At 31.8% G+C, this 24,194-nt stretch carries 25 protein-coding genes and 1 pseudogene; 20 read left to right on the forward strand and 6 right to left on the reverse strand.

The window, feature by feature from the left end:
* Positions 1-132: 132 nt before the first annotated feature.
* The 3 genes from B7R65_RS13915 (at position 133) to B7R65_RS13925 (ending at position 2,143) form a co-directional block, all read left to right on the forward strand.
* On the forward strand, positions 133-804 hold the full coding sequence (locus B7R65_RS13915; RefSeq protein ID WP_088043395.1) for a formylglycine-generating enzyme family protein: 672 nt from the start codon (positions 133-135) through the stop codon (positions 802-804).
* Positions 805-926: 122 nt separating this feature from the next.
* Positions 927-1,634 (forward strand): DNA alkylation repair protein, encoded by a 708-nt coding sequence (locus B7R65_RS13920; RefSeq protein WP_088043396.1) that lies wholly within the window; start codon positions 927-929, stop codon positions 1,632-1,634.
* A gap of 137 nt (positions 1,635-1,771) precedes the next feature.
* Positions 1,772-2,143, forward strand: a complete 372-nt coding sequence (locus tag B7R65_RS13925; RefSeq protein WP_088043397.1) for an iron chaperone — start codon at positions 1,772-1,774, stop codon at positions 2,141-2,143.
* 170 nt (positions 2,144-2,313) lie between these two features.
* On the opposite strand, the pseudogene B7R65_RS13930 reads toward B7R65_RS13925, so the two are convergent.
* Positions 2,314-2,708, reverse strand: a pseudogene (locus tag B7R65_RS13930) (SDR family NAD(P)-dependent oxidoreductase); the annotation flags it as partial.
* Between the two features lie 54 nt (positions 2,709-2,762).
* A complete protein-coding gene (locus B7R65_RS13935) occupies positions 2,763-3,197 on the reverse strand; it encodes a hypothetical protein (protein WP_088043398.1) in 435 nt (144 codons plus the stop codon).
* 451 nt (positions 3,198-3,648) lie between these two features.
* On the opposite strand from B7R65_RS13935, the gene B7R65_RS13940 reads away from it, so the two are divergent.
* Positions 3,649-3,969, forward strand: coding sequence for a Ger(x)C family spore germination C-terminal domain-containing protein (locus tag B7R65_RS13940; protein WP_142288254.1), 321 nt, complete (start codon positions 3,649-3,651; stop codon positions 3,967-3,969).
* Between the two features lie 725 nt (positions 3,970-4,694).
* Positions 4,695-5,066, forward strand: a complete 372-nt coding sequence (locus B7R65_RS13945; protein ID WP_088043400.1) for a hypothetical protein — start codon at positions 4,695-4,697, stop codon at positions 5,064-5,066.
* 200 nt (positions 5,067-5,266) lie between these two features.
* Here the strand turns inward: B7R65_RS13945 and B7R65_RS13950 are convergent, their stop codons facing one another.
* Positions 5,267-5,545: a hypothetical protein gene (locus B7R65_RS13950; protein ID WP_088043401.1), complete on the reverse strand. Its 279-nt coding sequence runs from the start codon at positions 5,543-5,545 to the stop codon at positions 5,267-5,269.
* Positions 5,546-5,992: 447 nt separating this feature from the next.
* On the opposite strand from B7R65_RS13950, the gene B7R65_RS13955 reads away from it, so the two are divergent.
* Positions 5,993-6,568, forward strand: a complete 576-nt coding sequence (locus B7R65_RS13955) for a GNAT family N-acetyltransferase (RefSeq protein ID WP_088043402.1) — start codon at positions 5,993-5,995, stop codon at positions 6,566-6,568.
* Positions 6,569-6,808: 240 nt separating this feature from the next.
* Positions 6,809-7,141 (forward strand): HIT family protein, encoded by a 333-nt coding sequence (locus B7R65_RS13960; RefSeq protein ID WP_088043403.1) that lies wholly within the window; start codon positions 6,809-6,811, stop codon positions 7,139-7,141.
* Positions 7,142-7,352: 211 nt separating this feature from the next.
* Here the strand turns inward: B7R65_RS13960 and B7R65_RS13965 are convergent, their stop codons facing one another.
* On the reverse strand, positions 7,353-8,522 hold the full coding sequence (locus B7R65_RS13965; protein WP_179194882.1) for a right-handed parallel beta-helix repeat-containing protein: 1,170 nt from the start codon (positions 8,520-8,522) through the stop codon (positions 7,353-7,355).
* A 364-nt stretch (positions 8,523-8,886) separates the two neighbouring features.
* Here B7R65_RS13965 and B7R65_RS13970 point away from each other — a divergent pair, with 364 nt between their 5' ends.
* The 3 genes from B7R65_RS13970 (at position 8,887) to B7R65_RS13980 (ending at position 10,991) form a co-directional block, all read left to right on the forward strand.
* A complete protein-coding gene (locus B7R65_RS13970) occupies positions 8,887-9,606 on the forward strand; it encodes a sigma-70 family RNA polymerase sigma factor (protein ID WP_088043405.1) in 720 nt (239 codons plus the stop codon).
* Positions 9,607-9,635: 29 nt separating this feature from the next.
* A complete protein-coding gene (gene clpP, locus B7R65_RS13975) occupies positions 9,636-10,220 on the forward strand; it encodes an ATP-dependent Clp endopeptidase proteolytic subunit ClpP (RefSeq protein WP_088043406.1) in 585 nt (194 codons plus the stop codon).
* 252 nt (positions 10,221-10,472) lie between these two features.
* Positions 10,473-10,991, forward strand: a complete 519-nt coding sequence (locus tag B7R65_RS13980) for an AAA family ATPase (protein WP_088043407.1) — start codon at positions 10,473-10,475, stop codon at positions 10,989-10,991.
* A 147-nt stretch (positions 10,992-11,138) separates the two neighbouring features.
* On the opposite strand, the gene B7R65_RS13985 is transcribed toward B7R65_RS13980, so the two are convergent.
* Entirely contained in the window at positions 11,139-11,564 is a 426-nt protein-coding gene (locus B7R65_RS13985) for an RDD family protein (RefSeq protein WP_088043408.1), read from the reverse strand.
* A gap of 615 nt (positions 11,565-12,179) precedes the next feature.
* Between B7R65_RS13985 and B7R65_RS13990 the strand changes: the two genes are divergently transcribed.
* From B7R65_RS13990 to B7R65_RS14000, 3 genes are all read left to right on the forward strand, one after another.
* Positions 12,180-14,087: an endonuclease MutS2 gene (locus B7R65_RS13990; RefSeq protein ID WP_088043409.1), complete on the forward strand. Its 1,908-nt coding sequence runs from the start codon at positions 12,180-12,182 to the stop codon at positions 14,085-14,087.
* A 261-nt stretch (positions 14,088-14,348) separates the two neighbouring features.
* On the forward strand, positions 14,349-15,146 hold the full coding sequence (locus B7R65_RS13995) for an ABC transporter ATP-binding protein (RefSeq protein ID WP_256941313.1): 798 nt from the start codon (positions 14,349-14,351) through the stop codon (positions 15,144-15,146).
* A 3-nt stretch (positions 15,147-15,149) separates the two neighbouring features.
* Positions 15,150-16,784, forward strand: a complete 1,635-nt coding sequence (locus B7R65_RS14000; protein ID WP_088043410.1) for a hypothetical protein — start codon at positions 15,150-15,152, stop codon at positions 16,782-16,784.
* 302 nt (positions 16,785-17,086) lie between these two features.
* Here B7R65_RS14000 and B7R65_RS14005 read toward each other — a convergent pair whose 3' ends face one another.
* Positions 17,087-17,884 carry a divergent polysaccharide deacetylase family protein gene (locus B7R65_RS14005; protein WP_373419584.1) on the reverse strand — a complete coding sequence of 266 codons (798 nt, stop codon included), beginning with the start codon at positions 17,882-17,884 and terminating at the stop codon, positions 17,087-17,089.
* Positions 17,885-18,127: 243 nt separating this feature from the next.
* Between B7R65_RS14005 and B7R65_RS14010 the strand changes: the two genes are divergently transcribed.
* The 7 genes from B7R65_RS14010 to B7R65_RS14045 all read left to right on the forward strand — a co-directional run bounded on the left by B7R65_RS14010 (position 18,128) and on the right by B7R65_RS14045 (position 24,039).
* Complete coding sequence (locus B7R65_RS14010) at positions 18,128-18,427, forward strand: hypothetical protein (RefSeq protein ID WP_256941314.1); 300 nt, start codon at positions 18,128-18,130, stop codon at positions 18,425-18,427.
* Positions 18,428-19,268: 841 nt separating this feature from the next.
* Complete coding sequence (locus B7R65_RS14020; RefSeq protein ID WP_088043412.1) at positions 19,269-20,087, forward strand: basic amino acid ABC transporter substrate-binding protein; 819 nt, start codon at positions 19,269-19,271, stop codon at positions 20,085-20,087.
* 63 nt (positions 20,088-20,150) lie between these two features.
* Positions 20,151-20,807: an amino acid ABC transporter permease gene (locus B7R65_RS14025; RefSeq protein WP_088043413.1), complete on the forward strand. Its 657-nt coding sequence runs from the start codon at positions 20,151-20,153 to the stop codon at positions 20,805-20,807.
* Positions 20,804-21,526: an amino acid ABC transporter ATP-binding protein gene (locus tag B7R65_RS14030; protein WP_088043414.1), complete on the forward strand. Its 723-nt coding sequence runs from the start codon at positions 20,804-20,806 to the stop codon at positions 21,524-21,526. Before B7R65_RS14025 ends, B7R65_RS14030 begins: the two co-directional genes overlap by 4 nt.
* A 206-nt stretch (positions 21,527-21,732) precedes the next feature.
* Positions 21,733-22,629: a hydroxymethylglutaryl-CoA lyase gene (locus tag B7R65_RS14035; RefSeq protein WP_088043415.1), complete on the forward strand. Its 897-nt coding sequence runs from the start codon at positions 21,733-21,735 to the stop codon at positions 22,627-22,629.
* 269 nt (positions 22,630-22,898) lie between these two features.
* On the forward strand, positions 22,899-23,678 hold the full coding sequence (locus tag B7R65_RS14040) for an undecaprenyl-diphosphate phosphatase (RefSeq protein WP_088043416.1): 780 nt from the start codon (positions 22,899-22,901) through the stop codon (positions 23,676-23,678).
* A 115-nt stretch (positions 23,679-23,793) separates the two neighbouring features.
* Entirely contained in the window at positions 23,794-24,039 is a 246-nt protein-coding gene (locus tag B7R65_RS14045; protein ID WP_179194883.1) for an NINE protein, read from the forward strand.
* Positions 24,040-24,194: the final 155 nt, after the last annotated feature.

Genomic DNA, 24,194 nt, shown 5'->3' on the forward strand with positions numbered 1-24,194 from the left:
GTAATTATTTATGAATAATGATAGTAAAAGAAAAACAATCGTGAAAATCTTTTTATGATATCTATTATTTGTTTCAATAGCTCTGAACTAAGTGGAATTTGTAACATCATTTGGAGAAAGGTAGGTTGTCAAATGATAAAGAATTATATCGACTACCCAATGATAAAAATTCCTGGGGGAGAAGTGAAATTAAGAGACGATAGAATAAAAAGAAAATGGAATGTTGAAATAGAACCGTTTCTTATTGGTCGTTTTCCTGTAACGACGGATGTATACTATGCAATTACAAATCAATCGCCCAATTCTTTTAATGAAAAATTAAAACCAATTGTGAATATTTCTTGGAATGATGCAATTTCTTTTTGTAATCTGCTTTCACAGGAAAAGGGACTGAAAAACTGTTATTCTACAAGTAAAGATGGAAAAAATATTATATTTGATAGGGAATCAGATGGTTATCGACTACCTTCAGAAGCAGAGTGGCAATATGCATGTAAAGCAGGGACTACTGGTTATAGATACGGAGAGCTCGACAAAATTGCTTGGTATTATGAAAATTCTGGTGGCAGAATTCATGAAGTAGGAAGAAAAGAACCGAACCCATGGGGACTATATGATATGATTGGTAATGTTTGGGAGTGGTGTTGGGATTTATATGATGAGCAAGCGTACGGAGCTTACCGTATCTTTCGAGGCGGTTCCTGGGCTGAAGAAGCAAGGGGATGTGGGGCTACTTGTCGTCGTCGCAGCCATCCGACATTTTATATCGATGACCTTGGATTTCGTCTCGCCCGATCTTATTAACTTCAAACAAACTAATTTTAAAATTTCATATTGAATTTAACTTATTCAATTAAAACATTGAAAAAAAGCGTTTCTAGTTGGTTACAATGAACTTGGTATATTTAGAAGGGAAGTGCAAAACGATGGATTTGGAAATGGTTATGATGGAATTGGAAGCGCTTGGCAAGGAACGTATTAAAAAGACTTACATAAGTAATGGAGCAATTGAGCCGCTCTTTGGTGTAGCTACAGGCGCTATGAAGCCGATTGCAAAGAAAATCAAGAAAAATCAGACTTTGGCTGACCAACTATACGCCACCGGGAACTACGATGCGATGTATTTCGCAGGAGTAATTGCTGACCCAATGAAAATGACTGAATCAGATTTTCAGCGTTGGATTGATGCTGCGTATTTTTATATGCTATCAGATTTTGTGGTAGCGGTAACTTTAGCTGAAACCGAATTTGCACAAGATGTTGCGGATAAATGGATCGCAAGCGGTGAAGAACTTAAAATGTCTGCAGGTTGGAGTTGTTACTGCTGGCTTTTAGGTAATCGCCCGGACACTGAATTTATCACTAGCAAGATTAGCGGTATGCTTGATCAAGTGAAAAATACGATCCACAATTCTCCTGATCGAACGAAATCCGCTATGAATAATTTTGTGTACACTGTCGGGATATCATACTTACCACAACATGATAAAGCAGTTGAAACCGCAAAGGCTATTGGACCAGTTGAAATCAGGCGAGATAAGAAAAAAAACAGCATCCTGCTAGCTTCAGAAAATATACAAAAGGATGTAGATAGAGGGTTACTTGGTTTCAAACGTAAACATGTAAGGTGTTAAAATAATTTATAGTAAACTTATACATGTGTTTGTGTAAAAAGCAAAGTTGTAAGACATTTTCTTTAGTGAATTAAAGGGCCATATAGAGCAACATTTTTGACCTTTACATGTATATGAATAATATGAAGGAGGAAGACATGGAAGTTTTTGCAGAATATTTAGCAGGGATCGATAATCCAGACCATCTCTATCGAACAAATGAAATTTTGGAGTGGGTTGTAAATAAATTCCCAAATTTAGAACCACAAATCAAGTGGAATACACCAATGTTTTCTAATCACGGAACATTTATCATAGGTTTTTCCACTGCAAAGCATCATTTAAGCGTCGCACCTGAAGAAATAGGGATTTCGCACTTTGCTGATGATATTAAAAAGGCCGGGTACAGCGCTACAAAAGGCTTGTTTAAAATTCCATGGAATGAACAAGTAAATTACGATTTGCTTGAGAAAATGATTGAATTTAATATTCAGGATAAAGCAGATTATACGAATTTTTGGCGGAAATAATTCAGCACGCCTTATCTCTTTTGTTTAATTGAAGGTTATAACTATAACAAAGAAAGCTCGCCTATACTGTGGCGAGTTTTACTTTGTTATTATGATTAAGCAATTGTCATTTTGGTTGAAAACTTCGAAAGTGCACCGATATCGTAGTAACACCTTTTTAGTATTAACTGTTATACAATTGTGTTTTTCAAAGTCATATACATATTTTCTACATGTTCGTCAATTTCATCTCTTGACATTCGTAAGCGAGCCAATGAAGTCCCATATCCAATCTCTTTTTTTCGCTCTTCGAATCCTTTGAAAATACCATCTGCGAATTCATCTAATGGTACCCCATGAGTGTGTAACCCAGCTCCACCCAAATCTGATTCACCGCTGGAGGCGCAACTTCTATCACTTCTATAGACGTATCACTAAGTTGGTGTCTTAGGCTCATCGTAAATGAATGTAGTGCAGCTTTCGTAGCTGAATAAATTGGAGCAAAGACAAATGGTGTAAAAGTTAAACCGGAAGTCACGTTGATGATTGTTGCATCTTCTTTTGTTGCAAAATATTGAGTGAACAAACTATTTCCAAATAAAAAAAAGCACCATTGTTACGGTGCTTTTAAAATAGTAATTTATATATTAATATTTTTTTTAGAATCATTTTTAAATAGTGTTTTTAATATTTTTTTAGTTAGTAGGAAGATAGAAGAAATTAATGCAAAACATAAGAAAAACACTATGAAACCCCATAATCCTATAACTGCGTCTTGAAATTCCATGTGACCTCGGTTTGTAATTGCTTGTTGAATTTCAATCGCAAAAACTAAAACTACCATGAATGTAAAAGTGTAAAGGAACGAAAGTATTGTAATCCCAAATGGCATTTTTGATATTAATTTAGATAAAATAAGAACTAAGATAAATGCAGTAATTCCTATTATACCCATTATCCAAAAATGTAAGTCTTTATCACTTAATTCTAGATTCAATTTGTCACTAACATATAATTGAATAATATCATGGATATTATTTAAAATTTCTGTAAGTTTGATAATTATTTCTTTCAAATGTACCACTCCTTCATTTTTAATATTATAGCAGTAAAATTTAAATAAACCGATCCTTTCTTGCAAAATTCTCGGTAAATGCTAAATTAATAAATAAATGCTTCTTATATTAAGTTACAAAGTATATTTTGTCTCTTCCTATTTTGGATACAGCGAGATGAGCTAAGTTTATCTAACATCTTCCAATCGTTTTCTGTAAATTAATTGTCTATTTCTAAGTTAAATTAATTCACTATTATCCTTTGCCTAAGTTAGTTATTCATAACTTATCGTATAAAATCGCGCCTTATTGCAAAAAAATTTTGTTAGATTTCTATTTTTTAAGGGGTAAATTAATGAGGAATATAGTAAAAGAAATTGAAACCAAGTTTTCAAATCACGACGATTTTTTCATTGAAGAAGAGTTAGTAGATAAAACAGCAATCTTGTGAGCCTGGGATTTGCTAGTCTAATGGTAACAAACAGTTCAATCAAAAATAAAATATCAATGCGAAATAATAAACCGCAGGTGTCAAGTGACTTGAATTTAAAAATATATATCTTAGAAAGAGATAATGGAATTAAAGATAAAAGAATAAGAAAAGAACTTGAAAAGCTTATTGAAAAGAGATTTTACACTATACTTAAGAAAACACATAGAAGGCAAGCAGATATTTTTGGCTTTGGGCAACAATTTCAAAATGCGCTTTCTTACCATGAATTAAAAGATTGGAGGGATGAATATTATCCAAAACTAAAAGTGAATTTTAAGGTTTATGCTAATATGGAATAATGATATGAATTCACATACGTTAGTTTAACAAAAAGACTGCATAGTAGTCTTTTTTATTGCACTAATTGACAGTTTTGTTGAAATAGGAATGATATAATCATATTATTATGAACTTATCAATTGGAGTTTCATATGCTTGGACTAAAATAATATAATCCTAAATTGTATACTGAACAAAAGACATTGTAATAGATCACAAAGTAAAGTTACATATATTATTGGAAGGTGATTCAACCTTGAAGTTGGATATTTAGTCATATGTTGCGGACTTAATGAAAATCAAATTAGTATTGATAAAGATATTAATTATGAATATAAATATATAATTGTATTAAACCAATAACTTTGTAATTTACCAACTTAATGTTAGTTGAACAATACATTCTTTAAAAATGATATAATGCCTATTATTCAACGTGAACATTAGTTGGTTTTTCATGACGACACAATTGTTGCTCTTCTTTTTATAGTAGTGTCTAACAGGAAGATGTTAAATCAAGGATGATGGGCATTTAAAGAGCAAACTATGACTTTGATTAATACAAGAAAGCTTTTATTGATCCTCAATCGAAAATTTTTTTCCTACTAAACTACGAAATAGAGTTATTGAAAAACCTCCATTGATTTGATAAAGAATTCAGTATTAATAGAATCGATTGTGTTAAAAGAGCGTCTCGAAAAATACATTTTTCTTAATAATTTTTCTACATTGAGGGGATGGAGAAATGAAATTTGAAATGCAAAAAGCGAATATGTTGGCTGAAAGTATAGATGGATTTATAAAATTTATTCATAAAATTCATGAAAAAAGCAAAATCAATTTTATTATAAATCCTGATAAAATATATCAAATAAAACTTCTTATCGAGGAATTTAAATTTCAAAGAATAGCAGATGAACTTCTCAGAATTAATCGGTTCGTTTGGGATGAAAAGTACACATATTTATTAGTGGATAAATTTATAGAAGGGCTAAACATTATAGATGAATATGTAGAAATTAACTATAATGAACTATATATTTTTACTGCTAGATTATATACATTAAAGAACCTCTGTATTTCATTTAGTAAAAAGTTTAACTCACACCTGAATTGAAATAGTAGTCATCGTGCAATACAAGTATTAGATTATATAATATGTATAAAATATATTTTTAAATTAACGCAAACACAAGTTTTGTATCAATTGGAGTTACTTCCGTAGCTCTATTTTTGTATATGTAGCAATTTAATTTAATATAGTAACAGTAAAACAAAAATTATCTAAATCGTTAATCGTAGCAAAAAAAAGCTTCCTTAATGGGAGCTTTTTTTCATGAAGATACCGATTATTAACTGAATGAGACCAATGACAAATATGATAGGATATACGATCCACATCAACATCGCTGCCCATCCATTTCTTTTGATAATCGCATACGTTAATCCAATAGCAAACGACAAAAATGGCCCAATTGCTACCATGTTCGCGATACCCCAGATGATGTATTTTCTTTTTCTAGATTTCCCGTTGCTAAAAGGGTAAGCAAGAGCGGTACCAATAAGAGCTATGAAAAGCGCTATATTAACGGCCATTTCGCATCACCTTTCAGTCGATATACTATCATTTATTTTACCATAAATCCCCTAATTTTTATTATAAAAAATGAGGAACCAAGTAATTGTACTGCCAAACAATAAAGTATTACTTCCGTATTCATTTTTGGCAATCGGGAACTATTGCTGATTGTAAACTTATAAAGTCAGTTAACAAATGCTCACCAATCATAGGTTTATCACCGAATGAATAATACATTTTAAAAAGCACTTAACGTATTAGAACTTTTCTTGTATGAAAATGGGAAATACTTCAAATACTTCCATTATTAGAGGTACTTACTAATTATTAATTTAATTTCTCTTCATCAAATATAATGCAGGTAGTTATAGAAAGATAAGTCGAGGAGGAAACAGTCTCTATAAAATAAATGCTTGTCAAAAGTTAGGCACTTTTGATTTGCAGGATAGAAAAGGAGTAAAAATATGCATTGGTATGAAAAGCTGAATAAATATTTTCCTGTAGAGGAAATGAAATCAAGGGAGCATATGGAAACATTATTAAAAGAACGGCCTGATATTTACCATAAGGATGAAGGGCCTCATCATGTTCTTATGTATGTAGAACTGGATGATTTTGTGTTCATCGATTATTTATTCGTTTCTAAAGATGCCCGTGGACAGGGATTGGGCAATAAGTTGCTCGAGAAGCTTAAGAAAAAAGGGAAACCGATTATATTAGAAGTCGAGCCGGTTAATTATGAGGATACTGATACTGAAAAGAGACTTCGTTTTTATAAAAGAGAAGGTTTTGAGCACGCATTATCGATTGGATACAGTAGACGATCACTCGCAACTCAAGAAGTAAATTCGATGGAGATTCTGTATTGGTCTCCAAATAATGAGAGTGAAGAAATGATTTTTAAAGCCATGAAAAAAACATATAATATGATCCACACTTATCGGGACACACATTTTTACGGTGAATCCTATCAGCCAGTGGATGAAGTTCTTACCTTTAAAGAAAATAAACCCGGCCAAGACCTCTTAGAAGACATATAGGGTAATACAAGAATTACTTTTTTTAACCGCTCATAATTAAGGCTAGAGAAAAGTTATTAGCTTAAACTACATAATCTTAGAGTTGCCAATGGTAGCTCTATTTTTTATTCCATCAATGCTATTTAAAGAAGGATAATAAAATTTAAAAAAGAATCATATTAATTACAACTTTAACTAGTATTTTAAAAAAGTAACAGCCGTATTAGAGAAAATAAACCATATAACGTGAGGGGAATATTTGTGACTGAAGATTTTTACTGCGATGAAGTTTTAAGTGGAAAAACAACGGTAATAAAAGTAAAGGAAACTGAGAACGTAATGGCTTATTTTCATACGAAACCTTTTTATCCAGTACATATTGTCGTTATTCCAAAAATGCATATTTCTTCATTAATTACTTTAGAAGTGAGTGAAAATGATTTGTTAATGGAGTTGTTAACTGTAATAAAGGAAGTTGCTAAGGAGGTAAATTCAAAATATGGGGCATGTAGAGTGATAACTAATCTAGGAAATTATCAAGATTCAAAACATTTACATTGGCATGTCGTATATGGAACCCCTTTAAAAAGTTGAATTTAAAATTTTTAAAATGTCAGGATAGTTCAAGAAGTGGAATAAAATTCCTATAATTAATGGTAAATCACCACATCCCGGAAAGCCTTTATTCAATTCATCTAATGGATGCCTAGATTCAATACGTTGAACTAATAAAAAGTAAAAAAGACCTTTGAGGCCATAGCCTTGATAAAGGTCTTAAATCTTAAAGAATAAGGCATTTTAAAATTTAATCGACAGAAATAGATAGATCCTTTGAATGATCTCCAGAAAAGAATGAATCCAAAACAGTCTTTGATTTTGGTTTCTTACCCTTCAAATGTGAATGACATATAGCTCCATTCTTATTGTCTGTCTGACATCTAATTAAAGGATAACTATTTTTATTTCCTATTGAATCATCTTCAACATCAAAAGTTGTATTTTTTACAGCTTGATCAAGAGAAAATATATTATTTTCAGAGTCAGATGTCACAAATATTCCAAATTGATTATTAATGAAAAGACTTTTTTGAACAATAGCTCTTCTGGTTGTTGCTAAATAGATTCCAGCATTATTGTTGAATGATTTGTTGTCTAAAACATTCACTCCAGCATCTTGTTGAAATAATAAAATGCCAGTGGAAACAAAACCCTGACCTGTATAGTTATTCCTTGATATATTATTGGATTGAATGAAAGCTCTTGCACCACGAGAAATTTGTATTCCATTTTGGATAATGACATTGGTTGGCCCTACACCTGTAACAACTGAGTTAAAAATAGTACTGCGACTTACATTTTGACCATTTACTCGAATTCCTGTTAATTGATAGTTAGAAATGGTATTACTATCTATTGTTGCAGCTCCACCATCAACATTAATCCCTGTCCCTTGTTGAAGATCTGATAAAGGATTATCTCTAATATCAGTAACCACAGTGTTTACTATTATTGCAGAACCGTCTTTCGTTACAAGTATTCCATTTTGTAAATTTCCTTTGGTAGTTGATGGTCCAGCGATTTTAAACCGTGCAATCCTAGTACATTTCGCATTTATTGTGAGAATAGAAAGATTTCCTGTCAACCCTCCTGATGGAGGTTTAATAATTGCTCCTAGTTGTCTCGAAGAAACAATAATGAGGTTGTCCTTACCAGCGGGAATTGTAATCTGTTCCAGATAAGTTCCTGGGGCTACCGAAATTATATCCCCGTAATTTGCGGCGTTTATAGCTGCTTGTATTGTCGAGAAATCGAACGTCGGAGGTCCAGCTGGGCCAACAGTTATAGTAATATCAGTAGGATCTGGACAATCGAAAAAACCAGGATTACCTAGTTCGTGTGGCCCAGGGGATTTATGCTTTAGTAACCCTGGGACAGGAATAGGTGGACAGCACCTCTGTAGAGGCTTCTTTTTCAAAATTAAATCACCCTTTTTTATTTAATAAATTAAAATAGTATATGTTGAATCTAAAAAAGGGCTTGGACAACTAATTACACGCAAATTGAAAATATCATAGTATTTTTTGAGGATATTGTTATTGTTTATGAAAATCCAAAATAAGGATTTAGGCAGAAGTGCGACCATTTGATTCACGCTTTTTTTATGAAGCTAGATATTTTCCTAATTGTGGTAATATATATTAAAGTAGAAAACAAAGGATAAATATAGAAGAATTTTTATATAAAATACATACATTGAATAAAAAACTTTTTGACCCCGTAACTTTTTATACGTCTAGATTCGTTTATAGGTTAGAGAGTGTTAAAAGGAGTGAACACGAATGTCTAGTAAGCTTAGCCTTCACATCGTAGGAAAGGGAAACTTGGATGAAAAATCCGATGAATATTATTGGAAAGAGTTCTATCCAAAATTACAGCGCTATTGTCGTTTTATTGCTCAAAATGATTGGGATGGAGACGATATCGCACAAGAAACCTTTGTTAAAGCAAAAAAATACTATAAGAATGAAAAGATGAACTCAACTTTATTGAATAAAATTGCTTACAATCATTGGATTGATACTTTACGGAAAAGAAAAAATGTAACAGTTACTTCTGGAATTGAACTAACACAATTTGCAGTTGCAAAACAAACTTCAGATAAAACCAGTAGTGTGGAGCTTTTACTTAAACGTTTTACACCAAAACAAGCGGTTATTTTTTTTCTAAAAGAAGCGTTTCAATATCGTTTTAAGGAAATTGCAGATATTTTAGGAAGCACTGAAATGGCTATAAAATCTAGTATGCATCGAGCAAAAAAGCGATTAGAAAAAACAAACAATGACGAACAATCTCTTTCTATTGAATATTTTTGGAATGAGGAAGACCGAGAAGAGCTTGAGGAACTTTTTCATGTAGCTTTAGAAGAACAAGATCCATCAATCCTTATTCAAGCAATTCCTACTTTAGATTGTATTGTTGATAGTCCTAAAATGTCCTTCAGTAATTTAAAAGCAAGTCGAACTCAAACTCCTTTTGGCACTCTCTGTACGGCTGCATAGCCAATTAATGCTTTAAAGGAGGATTTTAAGTGAGTACAATTCCTTATGTAATCGAACAATCAAATAATGGTGAACGATCATATGATATTTATTCCCGTTTGTTAAAGGATCGGATTATTATAATTGGTGACGAAATTAATGATCATGTGGCTAATAGTGTTGTTGCCCAATTATTATTTTTGGCAGCGGATGCTCCAGATAAAGAAATATCCCTCTATATAAATAGTCCTGGTGGATCGACTTCAGCTGGTTTTGCCATTTTTGATACAATGCAATACATTAAGCCAGATGTAAGAACGATTTGTACAGGGATGGCAGCATCATTTGGTGCAATGCTTTTGCTGGCAGGAACAAAAGGCAAGCGTTATGCTCTTCCTAACAGCGAAATCATGATCCATCAACCATTGGGTGGCGCAAGAGGCCAGGCAACGGAAATCGAAATATCTGCACGTAGAATATTAAAATTACGTGAGCATATTAATCAAATCATTGCCGACCGAACAGGACAGCCGATTGAAAAGGTTGCAAAAGATACAGATAGAGACTATTTCATGAGCGCTGAAGAAGCAAAAAAATACGGAATTATTGATGAGATTCTCTATCCAAATAATTAACTTATTATTTATTAGACTCTGTTAATGTAAATTGTTAATATTTTAAAAAATTTGATTAGCAGTTACAGCTTTTTAATGAACTGTACATCAAGAATAGTTAAAATATAGAGCTAATGAATTGTCTCAGTTTTAAAGTCGCGATTGCGACTTTTTTTATTTAAGAAATTGTCGTTTTATTGAATTCGAAAAAGGTGATTTTAATAATCAAATAGAATAAAAGGAAATAATGATTAAAGATAAGTGGTGGTCTTATTGAAGCAAAATTTACCAAATAAAATACATATTATTGGTTCAGTTGGAAGTGGAAAGACAACATTAGCAAGAGAATTATCTTCTAAACTAGAGATACCATTCTATGAATTAGATAATGTTGTATGGAAAAGGAATGAAGGGCATATCGATTTAATGCGAACCGAAGAAGAAAGAGAAGTATTCTTAAATAAGCTAATTAGTTCTGATACTTGGATTGTCGAAGGTGTTCACAATGAAGAATGGGTTAGTGATAGTTTTCGAGATGCAGAATTGATTATCTTTTTGGATACTAACTATTCAGTTAGAACGTACAGAATTATACGCAGGTTTCTCTTACAGAAACTAAAACTAGAAAAATCAAATTATAAACCAACACTAAAAATATTCTTTAAAATGTTTAAATGGAATAGGTATTTTGAAGAAGTTAGTAAACCGAAATTTTATCTTAAATTTGGGAAATACGCTGACAAGATAGTAGTAATAACTAATAAAAATGAGATTAATAATCACATTAATTAATCCATTTGTTAGTTGAACAGATATAATATGAGTAGCATCCCTGTAAAATGTACGTTATAGAGTGGACACCTAAAAATTCTACCCTATAACGTACATTTTACTTTTAAAAATCCCTATCCATTAAACCTGCGTAAGTTGCATTTCTTGTTAATAGTACTCAGTAACATAGGTACCAGCTATAAAATCATGTATCGCTCTTTTGTCTCTTCTATAATGAATCATCAAAGCACTTATAATTGTTGAGATTCCAAATGTAATTGTAGCTAAAATATATTTTCCAATAAATTCACGTAAAAACATTCGAAACAGATTTAAAGACTCTTTATTTTTATCCACTATTTTGATTTTTTCAAAACTCTTTCCAACCGTTTTACCACCCCAAAATAATGGAGTAATGGTTAAATAAATGATCAAACAAATGTTCAACAAAAAACTTTCCCAGTTGTTAAAGAAGAGATTTCCATTAATCATTAAGAAGACAATGCATAATGGAATAAACAATATGAGGATATCAATTACACCAGCAGTTAACCTACTTCCGAAACTTGCAACAAAGTGTTCCTCGTTATTCATTTTCTTCCTCCTAGATAACTACTTTCTTTAATAAAGTTATTAAATATTTTGAGGAAATAATCCTCCTTTTCGATCGAACCATACTGCAAGTTAATAATAGCTTTATCACTTTTTTGTTATTAGGAAACCTTAAATTATTTAGAAATGACTTTAATTTAAACGTACGATGGTTTACATGCTTTACTTTCTAATTGAAAAATTGTATGATAATTGCAATAAGTTAGATTTCAATGAACTTAAATATAAATTAATAGAGGTGCTTTTGTGAGTGCGGTAGGTTCTAAATAGGAAAAATTTAATGAAATAAGCATGATATAAAGGGGATTTTCATAAAAATCGCACCCCTAAATTTGTCATGTATTTATTTCAAGACCTATGGAGATACCTACAATACTTTATAAAGCGTGTAATTGTTATGAGATAGCTATACTTTTTAGTTAGTTTATTTCATTGTATTTGCATATTGCACATGCCTTGTAATGTAAAGAAAGCTGCGGTATCCATCTCCGCAGCTTTTTTAAGTTTATCTATATATAATTAGTTAAAACTCATTGAAATCTAATTGTAGGTATCTTCATTTATGATACTAATAAATCGTAGTGAGGAGAATAGAAAGTGAATCAGACAACTTTTGAAAAGTTACAATATAACGAACTAAAGGACATAGTTAAATCCTATTGTGTAAGTGGATTAGGAAAACAATTGATCAGCAAATTGGAGCCAAGCGCAAATATAAAAGTAGTAAAAAATCGTTTAAATGAAACAACTGAGGCACGAGCGATATTAGATGCAGAAGGTCATGTACCATTTTTAGGAGTTTCAAATATAGGACATATCATTCAAAATCTCGAAAAAGGTATCATTTTAGATCCAACCGATTTGCTTAGTACATCGGATTTTTTACGAGGTTGTAGGAAAATTAAAAAGTTTATGGAGGAAAAAGTATTTTTTGCCCCAGTCCTAGCATCGTACGCTAATTCAATGACTGAATTTAAAAAAGTGGAAGAAGAAATTAATTTTTCAATAAAAGGAAATATTGTGGATTCCGCTGCAAGTAAAGAATTAAAACGAATTCGAAGTCAAATAGACTCAGTTGAAGTGAAAATTAAAGAGCGGTTAACCAAATTTTTAAATAGCAGTGCCAATAAGATGTATATTCAAGAATTTTTTATTAGTAAGAAAGATGAACGTTTCACAATTCCAATTAAAGCTTCTTTTAAAAATCAAGTTCCAGGAACGATTATTGAAGCTTCATCAAAGGGATCAACAGTATTTATGGAACTGAGTTCAGTTTCAAAATTAAATGGAGAACTTGCAAGTTTAAAAGCTGAGGAAGCAATGGAAGAATATCAAATATTAGCTACTCTCTCCGGAATGATCTTAGAAAACATTTACGGAATTAAGATAAATATGGAGCTTATTAGCCAATATGATATGGTATTTGCGAAAGCGAAATTTAGCAAACAAACTGATGCGATCGAGCCAAGGTTAAATGATTATGGTTATATAAAATTGGTAAACTGCAAGCACCCTCTTCTATCCGGAGAAGTTGTTCCACTTAATTTTGAAATCGGACAAAATTATCGTAGTTTAATTATTACAGGACCAAATGCTGGTGGCAAAACGATTGTACTGAAAACAATTGGATTATTAACTTTAGCAACAATGTCAGGTTTCCATATTATTGCAGACAAGGAAACGGAAATTGCAGTATTTGAAAATGTCTTTGTTGATATTGGTGATAACCAAAGTTTAGAAAATGCATTAAGTACATTTTCATCCCATATGAAAAACCTTTCGGAAATCATGAAAAGCTCAAATAATAATACACTTTTATTATTCGATGAAATTGGAAGTGGTACGGAGCCAAATGAAGGAGCTGCCCTTGCGATTTCTATATTAGAAGAATTTTACCATATGGGTAGCCTTACAATTGCAACAACTCATTATGGTGAAATTAAACGCTTTTCAGAAATTCATAATGATTTTATGAATGCAGCAATGCAATTTAATAGTGAAACATTGGAACCGTTATACAAATTAATGATTGGAAAATCTGGTGAAAGTAATGCCCTTTGGATTTCAAGAAAAATGAATATACCGGAAAGCGTGCTTCAAAGAGCAAAGGAATATATGGAAAATAAAGATTATCGGTTAGAACAGGTAAATGAAAGTAGAATTAGAAAACCTAGGATTATCAAAGAGAAACCAGTGGAGAAATATGAATTTAAAAAAGGAGATCGCGTAAAGTTACTAGACAATAATAATTTTGGGATTATTTATAAAGAAGAAGATAATTTCCAAAATGTGATTGTGTTTTATAATGGTGAATTTATTGAAATAAATCACAAGCGAATATCTTTAGAAGTAAAAGCAACAGAACTATATCCAAACGGGTATGATTTAGAGTCATTATTTGTAGATTATCAGACGAGGAAAATGGAGCATGATATCGAGAGAGGTTCGAAAAAAGCACTTCGGAAAATTCAAAAAGAAATAAGAAAGAATGATGAGCGAAGTTAAATGGCTTGAGGAGTAAGTTATAGATTATAGCTTGATTTAAATATAGGCTAGAGTTTACAGAATTAGTTCTGATACTCTAGCCTGCTTTTATTTTTTTGTGATAATTAAATCTTGTTCAACTAACTTAAGTAATATATTTAGGTTAATCAAGAGAATAAATTCGTAAAAAACAATAAAGCAGATGTGAATCAAATATAGTATGACATACTCTTTTCAACATCAATAATCATCAGTATTATTGTATTAGTAAACTAAAAGAGGGTGATTGCCATTTATACAAACGAGGAAGTCGTACTATGCTTAAAGGATTTAAAGAAGGACTATGGTGCAAAATCAGTTTTAAAAGGGATTGATTTGAAGGTTAATCGTGGTCAAATTATTGGCTATATAGGACCAAACGGTGCTGGGAAGAGTACGACAATTAAGATTTTGTTAGGGCTTGAGGGGGATTATTCCGGAACAGTTGAGATTTTTGGGAAAGAAATCACTGACGATAAGATCGACTTTAAGAGGAAGATTGGTTATGTTCCGGAAATTGCAGAACTCTATGATAATCTCACGGCTAGAGAGTACTTAACTTTTGTTGGTGAATTATATGGTATGGGTTTTGAAGAAGCCGATGAAAAAGCACAAAGGCTGATGAACGTTTTTGGTCTTGAAGAGGTTTATCACACAAGAATTAGCTCTTATTCAAAAGGAATGAAACAAAAGGTACTTATCATTTCAAGTCTATTACATAACCCAGACCTACTGTTTTTGGACGAGCCGTTAAGTGGACTGGATGCGAATAGTGTAATGGTATTTAAAGAGATTTTAGGCGTACTTGCTGCCAATGGTAAAACGATATTCTATTCATCACATATCATGGATGTAGTCGAGAAAATAAGCAATCGGATTATATTGATCAATGATGGTAAGATTGTGGCGGATGGTAGTTTCATAGAATTAAAGGAGCAAAATAAAGAAGGTACGCTGGAACAGATATTTAATCAGCTAACTGGTTTTAATGAACATCAGGCGCTGGCCGAGGAATTTGTTTCCATTGTTCGAGGGGGCTAAAGCGTGAAAGACTTTCAAACTTTAAAAATCTTAGATTTATTTCGTTTCATTTTCGAGCGTTTTGGAGTAGATTATCCCACAATGAGAAAAATATTAGCAGTTAAATTAACGATGGATGGTCGTCGGACTTCAACGATTTTTAATCAGCATGCTAAGAAATCGAATAAGCCGGAAGAAAATGGGTTTATCAAGTCGTTAGGCATGTATGTGTTTATTAGCCTCGTATTCATTCCTTTGATTCTTTTTGGAAAGAACTACCTTTATCAAATGAGCGCTTTTTTTGGAATTGTAATGTTTCTGGTCATGACTTCGATGATATCAGATTTTTCGAATGTACTTCTCGATATCAGAGATAAAGGAATTCTTCATACGAAACCAATTGGAAAAAAGACTATTAATGCCGCAAAAACGGTACATATATCAATCTATCTATTTTTATTAACTGCCGCTCTTACAATTTTACCAGTAGTAGTTGGAACATTTAAGCATGGATTATTATTTTTGTTTATGGCAATAATCGGGCTAATTTTAGTGAATTTATTCATTGTTGTTTTAACGTCGATTATTTACTATTTCATTTTGCGTTTCTTTGATGGTGAGATGCTAAAAGATATTATTAATTATGTTCAAATTGGACTTTCTATTACGATTGCAGTAGGTTATCAAGTTCTAGGAAGAGCCTTTAGCTTAGTTGATTTGAAAATTACTTTTTCACCAAGCTGGTGGCATTTTCTGATCCCTCCTTTTTGGTTTGGCGCACCATTTGAGCTAATTCTAAACCGACACTCAAGCTTTTATCTCATCGGTTTTTCAATTTTAGCTGTGGTGATTCCTATTCTATCGATAGTTGTTTATAACATGATGATGCCATCTTTCGAGAAGAATCTCCAAAAATTAACGAATAACAGTGGCAAAAGTAAACGAAAGGACCGAAAGTGGAAAGATTGGTTAATTGGAGTTGTTTGTCGAAGTAATGAAGAGAAGTTATTTTTTCGATTCGCAGATAATATGATGCGTAACGAAAGGGAATTTCGATTAAAGGTATACCCCGCATTAGGTCTATCATTGGTGATTCCTTTTGTTTTTTTGTTTAATAAGCTTCAACTTTCTACATATAACGAGTTAAGTTCGAGTAAGAGTTATTTAGCCATCTATACTTCTTGCTTAATCATTCCAAATGCAATCGCAATGCTAAAATATTCAGGGAAGTATAAAGGTGCTTGGTTATATAAAACAGCACCCATACAAAACTTGGCACCATTATACAGCGCAGTATTAAAGGTATTTATTGCTAATCTCTATTTTCCTGTTTATTTTGTATTAAGTTTAATTTTTATAGGCATTTTTGGAATAAGAATAATTCCTGATCTTTTGATTGTATTTGTAACCTCGATTTTATATTCGGTTATTTGTTCTCATGATTTTAAAGGGTCACTACCATTTTCAGAGTCATTTGATGATGCTAAGCAGAATTCTGGCCTGAAAATAATTCTTGCACTTATATTGGCAGGTCTATTTGCAGGAGTTCATTTCGCTGTCACCTTTATTCCATACGGAGTGTTTTTTTACTTAGTACTGCTCATCACTGTGACATTCTTTTCATGGAAAAGGGCTTACAAGACAATATGGAATTATTGAACTCAAAAACTCTGTGATAACCGAGACATCTGTAAAGCTTAAAGTTATTTAGTAATTGTATAGAGATGGATAAAATAAGGTAATTTTATGAATGTACGATTCCTATAATTAAAACGCTAATATAGCGTAAGTGAAATTCCATTGTAAAAAGCCCAATTACTCAAAGTGAAAATTGATAATTAGGGCTTTTTATTTTTAAAAGATATACTTGATCGATTATCTAAACTAGAAAGTGATGATTAACCAATTTGTTTAAAACGAATAATGTATTGGTCGAACATTTTAGTAAAGTAATTTTTATTTTAGTGTATTTTGATTGGTAAAGTATCAACAAGCTGAGATAGAAATACAAATTTTGCTTCTTGTTTAATTCTAGGAATATACCCTTTAATCACATTTGAGGTAATTTCACCAGACGGTCCCACATGCCCAATTGCAATCATAGTAGGCTCTATTTTTATTTTTTCTAAAAGTAATTGACTCTGCTTTTCTATATGATTAAGTGTATATAAATCATCGAAAAACAACTTATTTTCAATTACCGGTACACTTAACTCTTTTGCAATTTTTGAGACAATACTCCTGTAGTTTGTTTTGCTATCAAGAAAATATAATCCACGCTCTTTGCAAACAGATAAGACAATTCGCATCACACGCTCATCACCAGTTGCTTTTGAACCCATATGATTATTCATACCAATTGCATAAGGAACATCATCAATAGCAGCAATAACTCGTCTTCGGATTTCTTCATTGCTTAAGTCAGTCGTTATAGCATTTGGACCTAGCCAGCTTGCCTTACCATGCCTTGGTTCCATTGGCATATGAACAATTACTTCATAGCCTTTATCATGAGCAGTTGTTGCATCTTTTTTTGTTGAAGGTAAAAAGGGCATAACAGCAGCTGTTAATGGAATGGGCAGAGAAAGCATTTGTTCTGTCCCTTTCATATTATTTCCAAAATCATCAATGACAATTGCAACCTTATGAGTTGGTTCAGCAAATACAGAAGTACAAGCAATAGAAAGAACGACAATAAAAGTAAAAATAGATGTAACCCAAAGCTTCATAGAGAATTCTCCTTTTCCGTAAATAACCATTCAATTCTATTTTCTGTGTTTCCAGAGAAAATAACCGTATTAATCGAAAAAAGATCTGTTAAATTCCATATTGAAGTAAAGTTCAGGGAAAAAAGCATCAAATGTTTACGAAATTTTTTTTGGGAACATTAATTTAATGTGTATTTTACGCATACGATAGTTGAAATGCTTAATTGAGTGTTCAAATACCTTTTTATTTTGATGTCAAGTCGTATTGTATTTATTAATTAGGTGGTGTTTTGATTGAAAAACCGTTCGAAGGAATCCTGGATTCGATGGTATGAAGACGGAATGTCATTTGAAACAATGAGGGAATCACATGAGTGGGCATATAGTGTAATTTATAATGAAATAGGTAATATTTTTGACGGATACAAAACTAAAGATGAAAAAATTGCTACTGCCTTAGTTTTTGAGTTAGTAAGATCAAATACCTTAAATGGAGAAAGATTTAATCTATTTTCAGATGTAGAAAAAATAAATAATCAGCTGATTTTTAAAGTTTGGGTCAAGAAAATCGAAGGATCTCATGAAGATAATTGAAAAGTAAGAACTGTATTGGTCAGTTCATTTTTTATTGAAATAACTGGAAATTTAGTTAAAAAGGTTATATTAGAGTAAACAGCTAATAATTTCGCTAAGGATTAATCTAATGGTTGGATAAATATTATTTAGCAGAGATTCAATGAATACAGTAAGAAAAGCTGGAGAGGGAATGGATAGTTGAAAATAAACCTTATAATAATCTAATTGAAATCTTTTAGTAATAAATTAAATAGTCAATGAAAGGAAAGAAATAAAAGAACATCAAAATTTTTATAGTTAGTTAAATGATTCAATAATTTCCGAGTTTTGAACTAAGTTGTGCGTTATATGACTAACTAGGACTACAGCGGTAGTCCTTTTATTTTGCCATGTTTCTTTTTTCGATTAACCTCTTAACATTTTCTTTTGGATCCCAGCAGTTAAAGATATAGTTCGGTTTGGTTATAAATCCTAGTCTCTTACATATATATTGAATTTCAAATCCCGCTACTTTTTTCACTTCAAAATGAACACATGTTGCGCAGTAATGATAGTTTTCTATTTTAAACACTCTCCAGTCTTTATGGCCTACCAAAATAGTAAATCGATCGACTAATAATTAAAAGCTTGATGCTGTGTATAGATAAGAGCTATTCATATAGCAAAGTCTAAGTATAATCTGTGCTCCTTTATTAATGCAAAACCTATCAACTTATAAAAAGGCACAATATACGACATAGTATTGCATAATTAAACAAGAATAGATATAATTATTTAAAGTCTAAATATAGTAAATATTCTATATATTTAAATTATTAGGCAATTAAACTACATATATATCTATTTGGGGGTAAATTTAATGAAAAAGTTCAAAAAACTATCTTTTGCTTTTGCGGTTTCTACAGCACTTATTTTATCTGGATGTGGAACAAAGGATTCAAAAACTGGCGGGAAAAGCTCAGATGATAAGCCTTTACGAGTTGTAACAGACGCGGCTTATGCTCCATTTGAATATCTTGATAAAGGTAAAATTGTCGGATTTGATGTTGATTTTACAAATGCAGTTGCTAAAGAAGCGGGAATAAAAATTGATATTGTCAACACAGGATGGGACCCATTATTTGCTGAGATTGGTGGAAAGCTTGCTGATATCGGTATGTCTTCTATTTCTATTAATGCAGAGCGTGAGAAAACATATGACTTTACTACTCCTTATTTCCTTTCTATTAATAAAATCTTAGTTCCTGAAGGTAGTGATATTAAATCTGCACAGGACTTAAAAGGTAAAACGGTCGCAGTTCAAAATGGAACAACAGGACAAGAAGCAATTGAAAAAATGTTTGGAAAAAATAATAAAAATCTAAAAAAATTCGAAAATAATAATCTTGCAATCTTAGAATTAACAAGTGGTGGGGCTGATGCAGTAGTAGCAGATAATGGTGTAATTGAGGCTTATGCAAAAAATAACCCTGATAAAAAATTAGTCGTTATCGGTGATGATAATAGCTTTGATCCTGAATACTATGGCTTATTGCTACAAGATGGAAGCAAATTAAAAGGAAAACTTGATAAAGCAATTAAAGCAGTAGTTGAAAATGGAACATATGAAGAACTTTATAAAAAACACTTTGGTGCTGAACCAGATCTTGAGACATTAAAGGCTGAACAAAATAAATAGTTTAAAAGAAATTGCGTAACGCAAGTGGTGTTACGCAATTTTAGTTAAATAGGGGGACTGTACATGGGATTTGATTTTAAAATCATTCAAGAATATTTGCCATTTTTCTTTCAAGGGACACTACTTACCATATCCCTATCGTTAGCAGGAATTGCGTTAGGTACCATTATCGGTTTATTTATTGGTTTAGGTAAAATGCAAACAAATAAATGGTTAGCTTTGCCATTTGTTTGGTATATCAATTTCTTCCGAGGCACGCCATTATTTGTTCAACTTCTATTAATTCACTTTGGAGTTGTCCCTTTATTTATTGATAAAACGAATGCAATTGCTGCAACAATTATCGCGCTATCGTTAAATTCTGCAGCATATATAGCTGAGATTTTCCGAGCGGGGATTCAATCAATTGATAAAGGTCAAATGGAAGCTTCACGCTCTTTAGGTATGACACATGTACAAGCCATGAGATATGTAATTATACCCCAAGCCGTAAAACGTATGATTCCGCCACTCGGAAATGAATTTATCGTATTAATTAAAGAATCTTCAATTGCTGCGATTATAGCCGCTCCTGAGATTATGTATTGGAGTAGAGCAATGCAAGGTCAATACTATAAAGTATGGGAGCCATTCTTATCCGCTGCAATCATCTACCTAGTCCTAACGCTTACATTAAACTTTGTCTTAAATCGCGTTGAAAGAAGGCTGACAACAAAATGATTAAAGTAGATAAATTAAAAAAGTCATTTGGTGCATTAGAGGTTTTAAAAGATATCAGTATCGAAATTGAACCACGAGAGGTTGTAGTAGTGATTGGTCCTTCGGGTTCAGGTAAATCGACATTCCTCCGCTGTTTGAATATGTTAGAGGATATAACAGAGGGAAATGTGTATATTGAAGGTATTGAACTAACAGATAAAAATACAAATATTAATGAAATACGAACAGAAGTAGGTATGGTATTTCAGCATTTTAATCTATTTCCCCATCTTTCAGTCTTGGAAAATATTATGCTAGCACCAACTAAAGTGCGAAATAAAACAAAAGAAGCTTCTAAGGATAAAGCACTCGAGCTCTTAAATAAAGTAGGACTTGCTGACAAAGCAAATAAGTTCCCAGATTCTTTATCTGGTGGTCAAAAGCAACGAGTTGCAATAGCAAGAGCATTAGCAATGGAACCTAAAATTATGTTATTTGACGAGCCTACTTCAGCATTAGATCCTGAAATGGTTGGTGAAGTATTAGAAGTAATGAAGCAATTAGCTAGAGAAGGAATGACAATGGTTGTCGTAACACATGAAATGGGATTTGCTCGTGAGGTTGGAGATCGAGTGATATTTATGGATCAAGGTTATATTGTTGAAGAAAATGAACCGGATCAAATTTTTGATCATCCTATGAATGAACGTACGAAGAGTTTCTTAAGTAAAGTACTTTAGCCAATTAGGAGCTGACTATATGTCAGTTCTTTTTTATTTATAAGCCATTTTTACCATTAATTTCTTTTAATCATAATTAACATGAAACAATCTTATATTAGTACAAGAGTATTTCCATTCTATAAAAGTAAGGAAGACAATAAAAAGAAGATAGTAATCTATCATTTTTAAGTGCGCTAAAATTTAATGGATAGGAGTAGGTCGTATTGATCCTTCCTCAGTCTGTCATATTGAAGGAAGTTGGCCCTAGAATTCGATTAATAGATGGCAATCAACTTCAAATCGAACAGAAATTACACTGGATACATTTATTAGTTGATAGTGGCTTATCAAATATTGAAGTTTCTTCCTTTATTCGTACGGAAAATAAACAGGATTTTAATAAGGCAGCTGAATTAGTTTTAAAACTTAAAAGAAATGTAGATTTAAAATATAGTGTACTCGTTCCTAATAAAAGAGGTTTAACAAGAGCGTTTGTCGTAAACGCAGATGAAGTTAATCTATTTGTTTCAGCAAGTGAAACTTCTAATCAAAAAATGAAAGATTGTAGTATTCAGCATACGATGAATGAAATTAGAAAAATAGTTGGAGAATGTAAAGATAATAAGACAAAGACAAGGGCTTATATAGCAAATGTATTTGGCTGTCGCTATGAGGGCAATATAAGCTTTCAAAAATCAATAAATCTATCAAACCAGTTGTTAGAAGATGGAATTGATGAATTATCATTTATAGATTCTACGGGCCTTGCAACTCCACCTCTTGTAACTCATTTTTTAGAAGAACTCTTACTGGAAGTTCCAAAAGATCGATGTTCAATGCAATTTGATAATACGTATGGTTTAGCGATAACGAATGTATACACTTCATTATTGTATGGAGTGGAGCGTTTTGAATCATCAAACGGTGGATATGGTGGTAGTTTACCAAATACGATGATAAACCAAACAGTTGCAACAGAAGATATCATCTCTTTGATGCATCAATTAGGTGTATATACAGGTGTTGATGAACAAAAACTCCATGAAGCGACCAACTATATTTCAAATCAAATAAACAAAGAACCGATTAGTAAATTATTTTCGGTCCTGAAAACGGAATAGTATCTTTATTTTTGCGAGCAGACTGAAACAAATATTTTTTGGATATTGTTAGTACGCTGATAGCATCTTTTTAGATGCTATTTTTTATTGCAAGTCTTTGTGCAGAAATTAAATTGTTTTAACTTTTTATGATACCTGATTTGTTTAGCTTATAAGTTTCATATTATTTTCATAGCTTTTCTAAAATTAGCATAAAGTGTAGAAGGACAAGTGTTTTCTAAAAATGTAATTCAATTCAGTTAGAAGGTTGAGTAAAGGGGGAAAAGTGTATGTCTAGTTTTGAGGCATTTATATTAGGAATCATACAAGGTTTAACTGAATTCCTTCCAATTAGTAGTACAGGCCATTTATATATAGGCAGACATTTATTTGGTTTAGATGAAGCGGGGCTATTATTAGATACACTATTGCATATTGGGACGCTATTAGCAGTTTTTGTTTTTTATAAAGATGAATGGAAGATGTTATTGAAAAAACCTTTTTCAAAATTAACTTTATTATTAGTAGTAGGTACAATTCCAGCTGTTATTGTTGGCTTGTTATTTAAAGATTTCTTTGATGCAATCTCAGTATCAGGTAAAACAATTGGTTGGGAGTTCATCTTTACAGGCATCATTTTATTTTTGGCAGATCGAAATCGAAAAGGTAGTAAAACAATGGAAGAATTAACTTGGAAGGACGCATTATTCATTGGATTTTTCCAAGCATTAGCCATTTTCCCAGCGGTTTCACGTTCGGGACTAACGATTGCCGCTGCATTATTTAAAGGAATGGAACGAAAAAGTGCAGCTTATTTTTCATTTCTTTTGTCAACACCAGCTATTGTTGGAGGTATCGTATTACAAGGGAAAGATCTAATAGGTGGGAGTGTCGAGCAAATATCATTTGTTCCATTGTTCATTGGTACTTTAGCATCAGCGATATTTGGATATCTTGCGATCAACTGGATGATTAATTTATTAAAGAAACAATCACTTAATGTGTTTGGATATTACGTTATATTCCTTGGAGTAGGAATAGTCATTCTCCAGCATTTACATATCTTTTAAAAGTGATTTTTTAAAATGGATGCGACAATCATATATAAGCTACGAGTCGTACGAATACAGATCAGTTATTTGTAAACTTTAAGAAAAACTCTAGAAGTATAGAGGGGGGATGAAATTGATTAATAGAATGGATTTATCAGAAAAAGAACTGCTAATAGTATCAGCAGAGATGCAATATAAAAAGAAACATTTATCTGTATCATACTTACTATTATTTATAACAGGTATCTTTGGTGGCCATAGATTTTATAATAGAAGATACGGTACTGCTGTTACTCAATTAATTTTAACTATTTCATTCTTCCTATCACCAATTACACTTATTTGGTTGATATTTGACCTGTTACACTTATTTGGTTGATATTTGACCTGTATTATATTTTAGAAATAGTGGAAGAAAATAATGAAGAAGAAGAAAAACTTATTATAAAAAAATGTTTTAAAGCAAGAGGAACGATATAAAAAATTTGATGTACTATTGTAAGTGGAAAATTCTTTATATAAATTTACTTTTTT

The organism is Bacillus sp. EAC (assembly GCF_002156875.1).
GTDB lineage: Bacteria > Bacillota > Bacilli > Bacillales > Bacillaceae_G > Gottfriedia.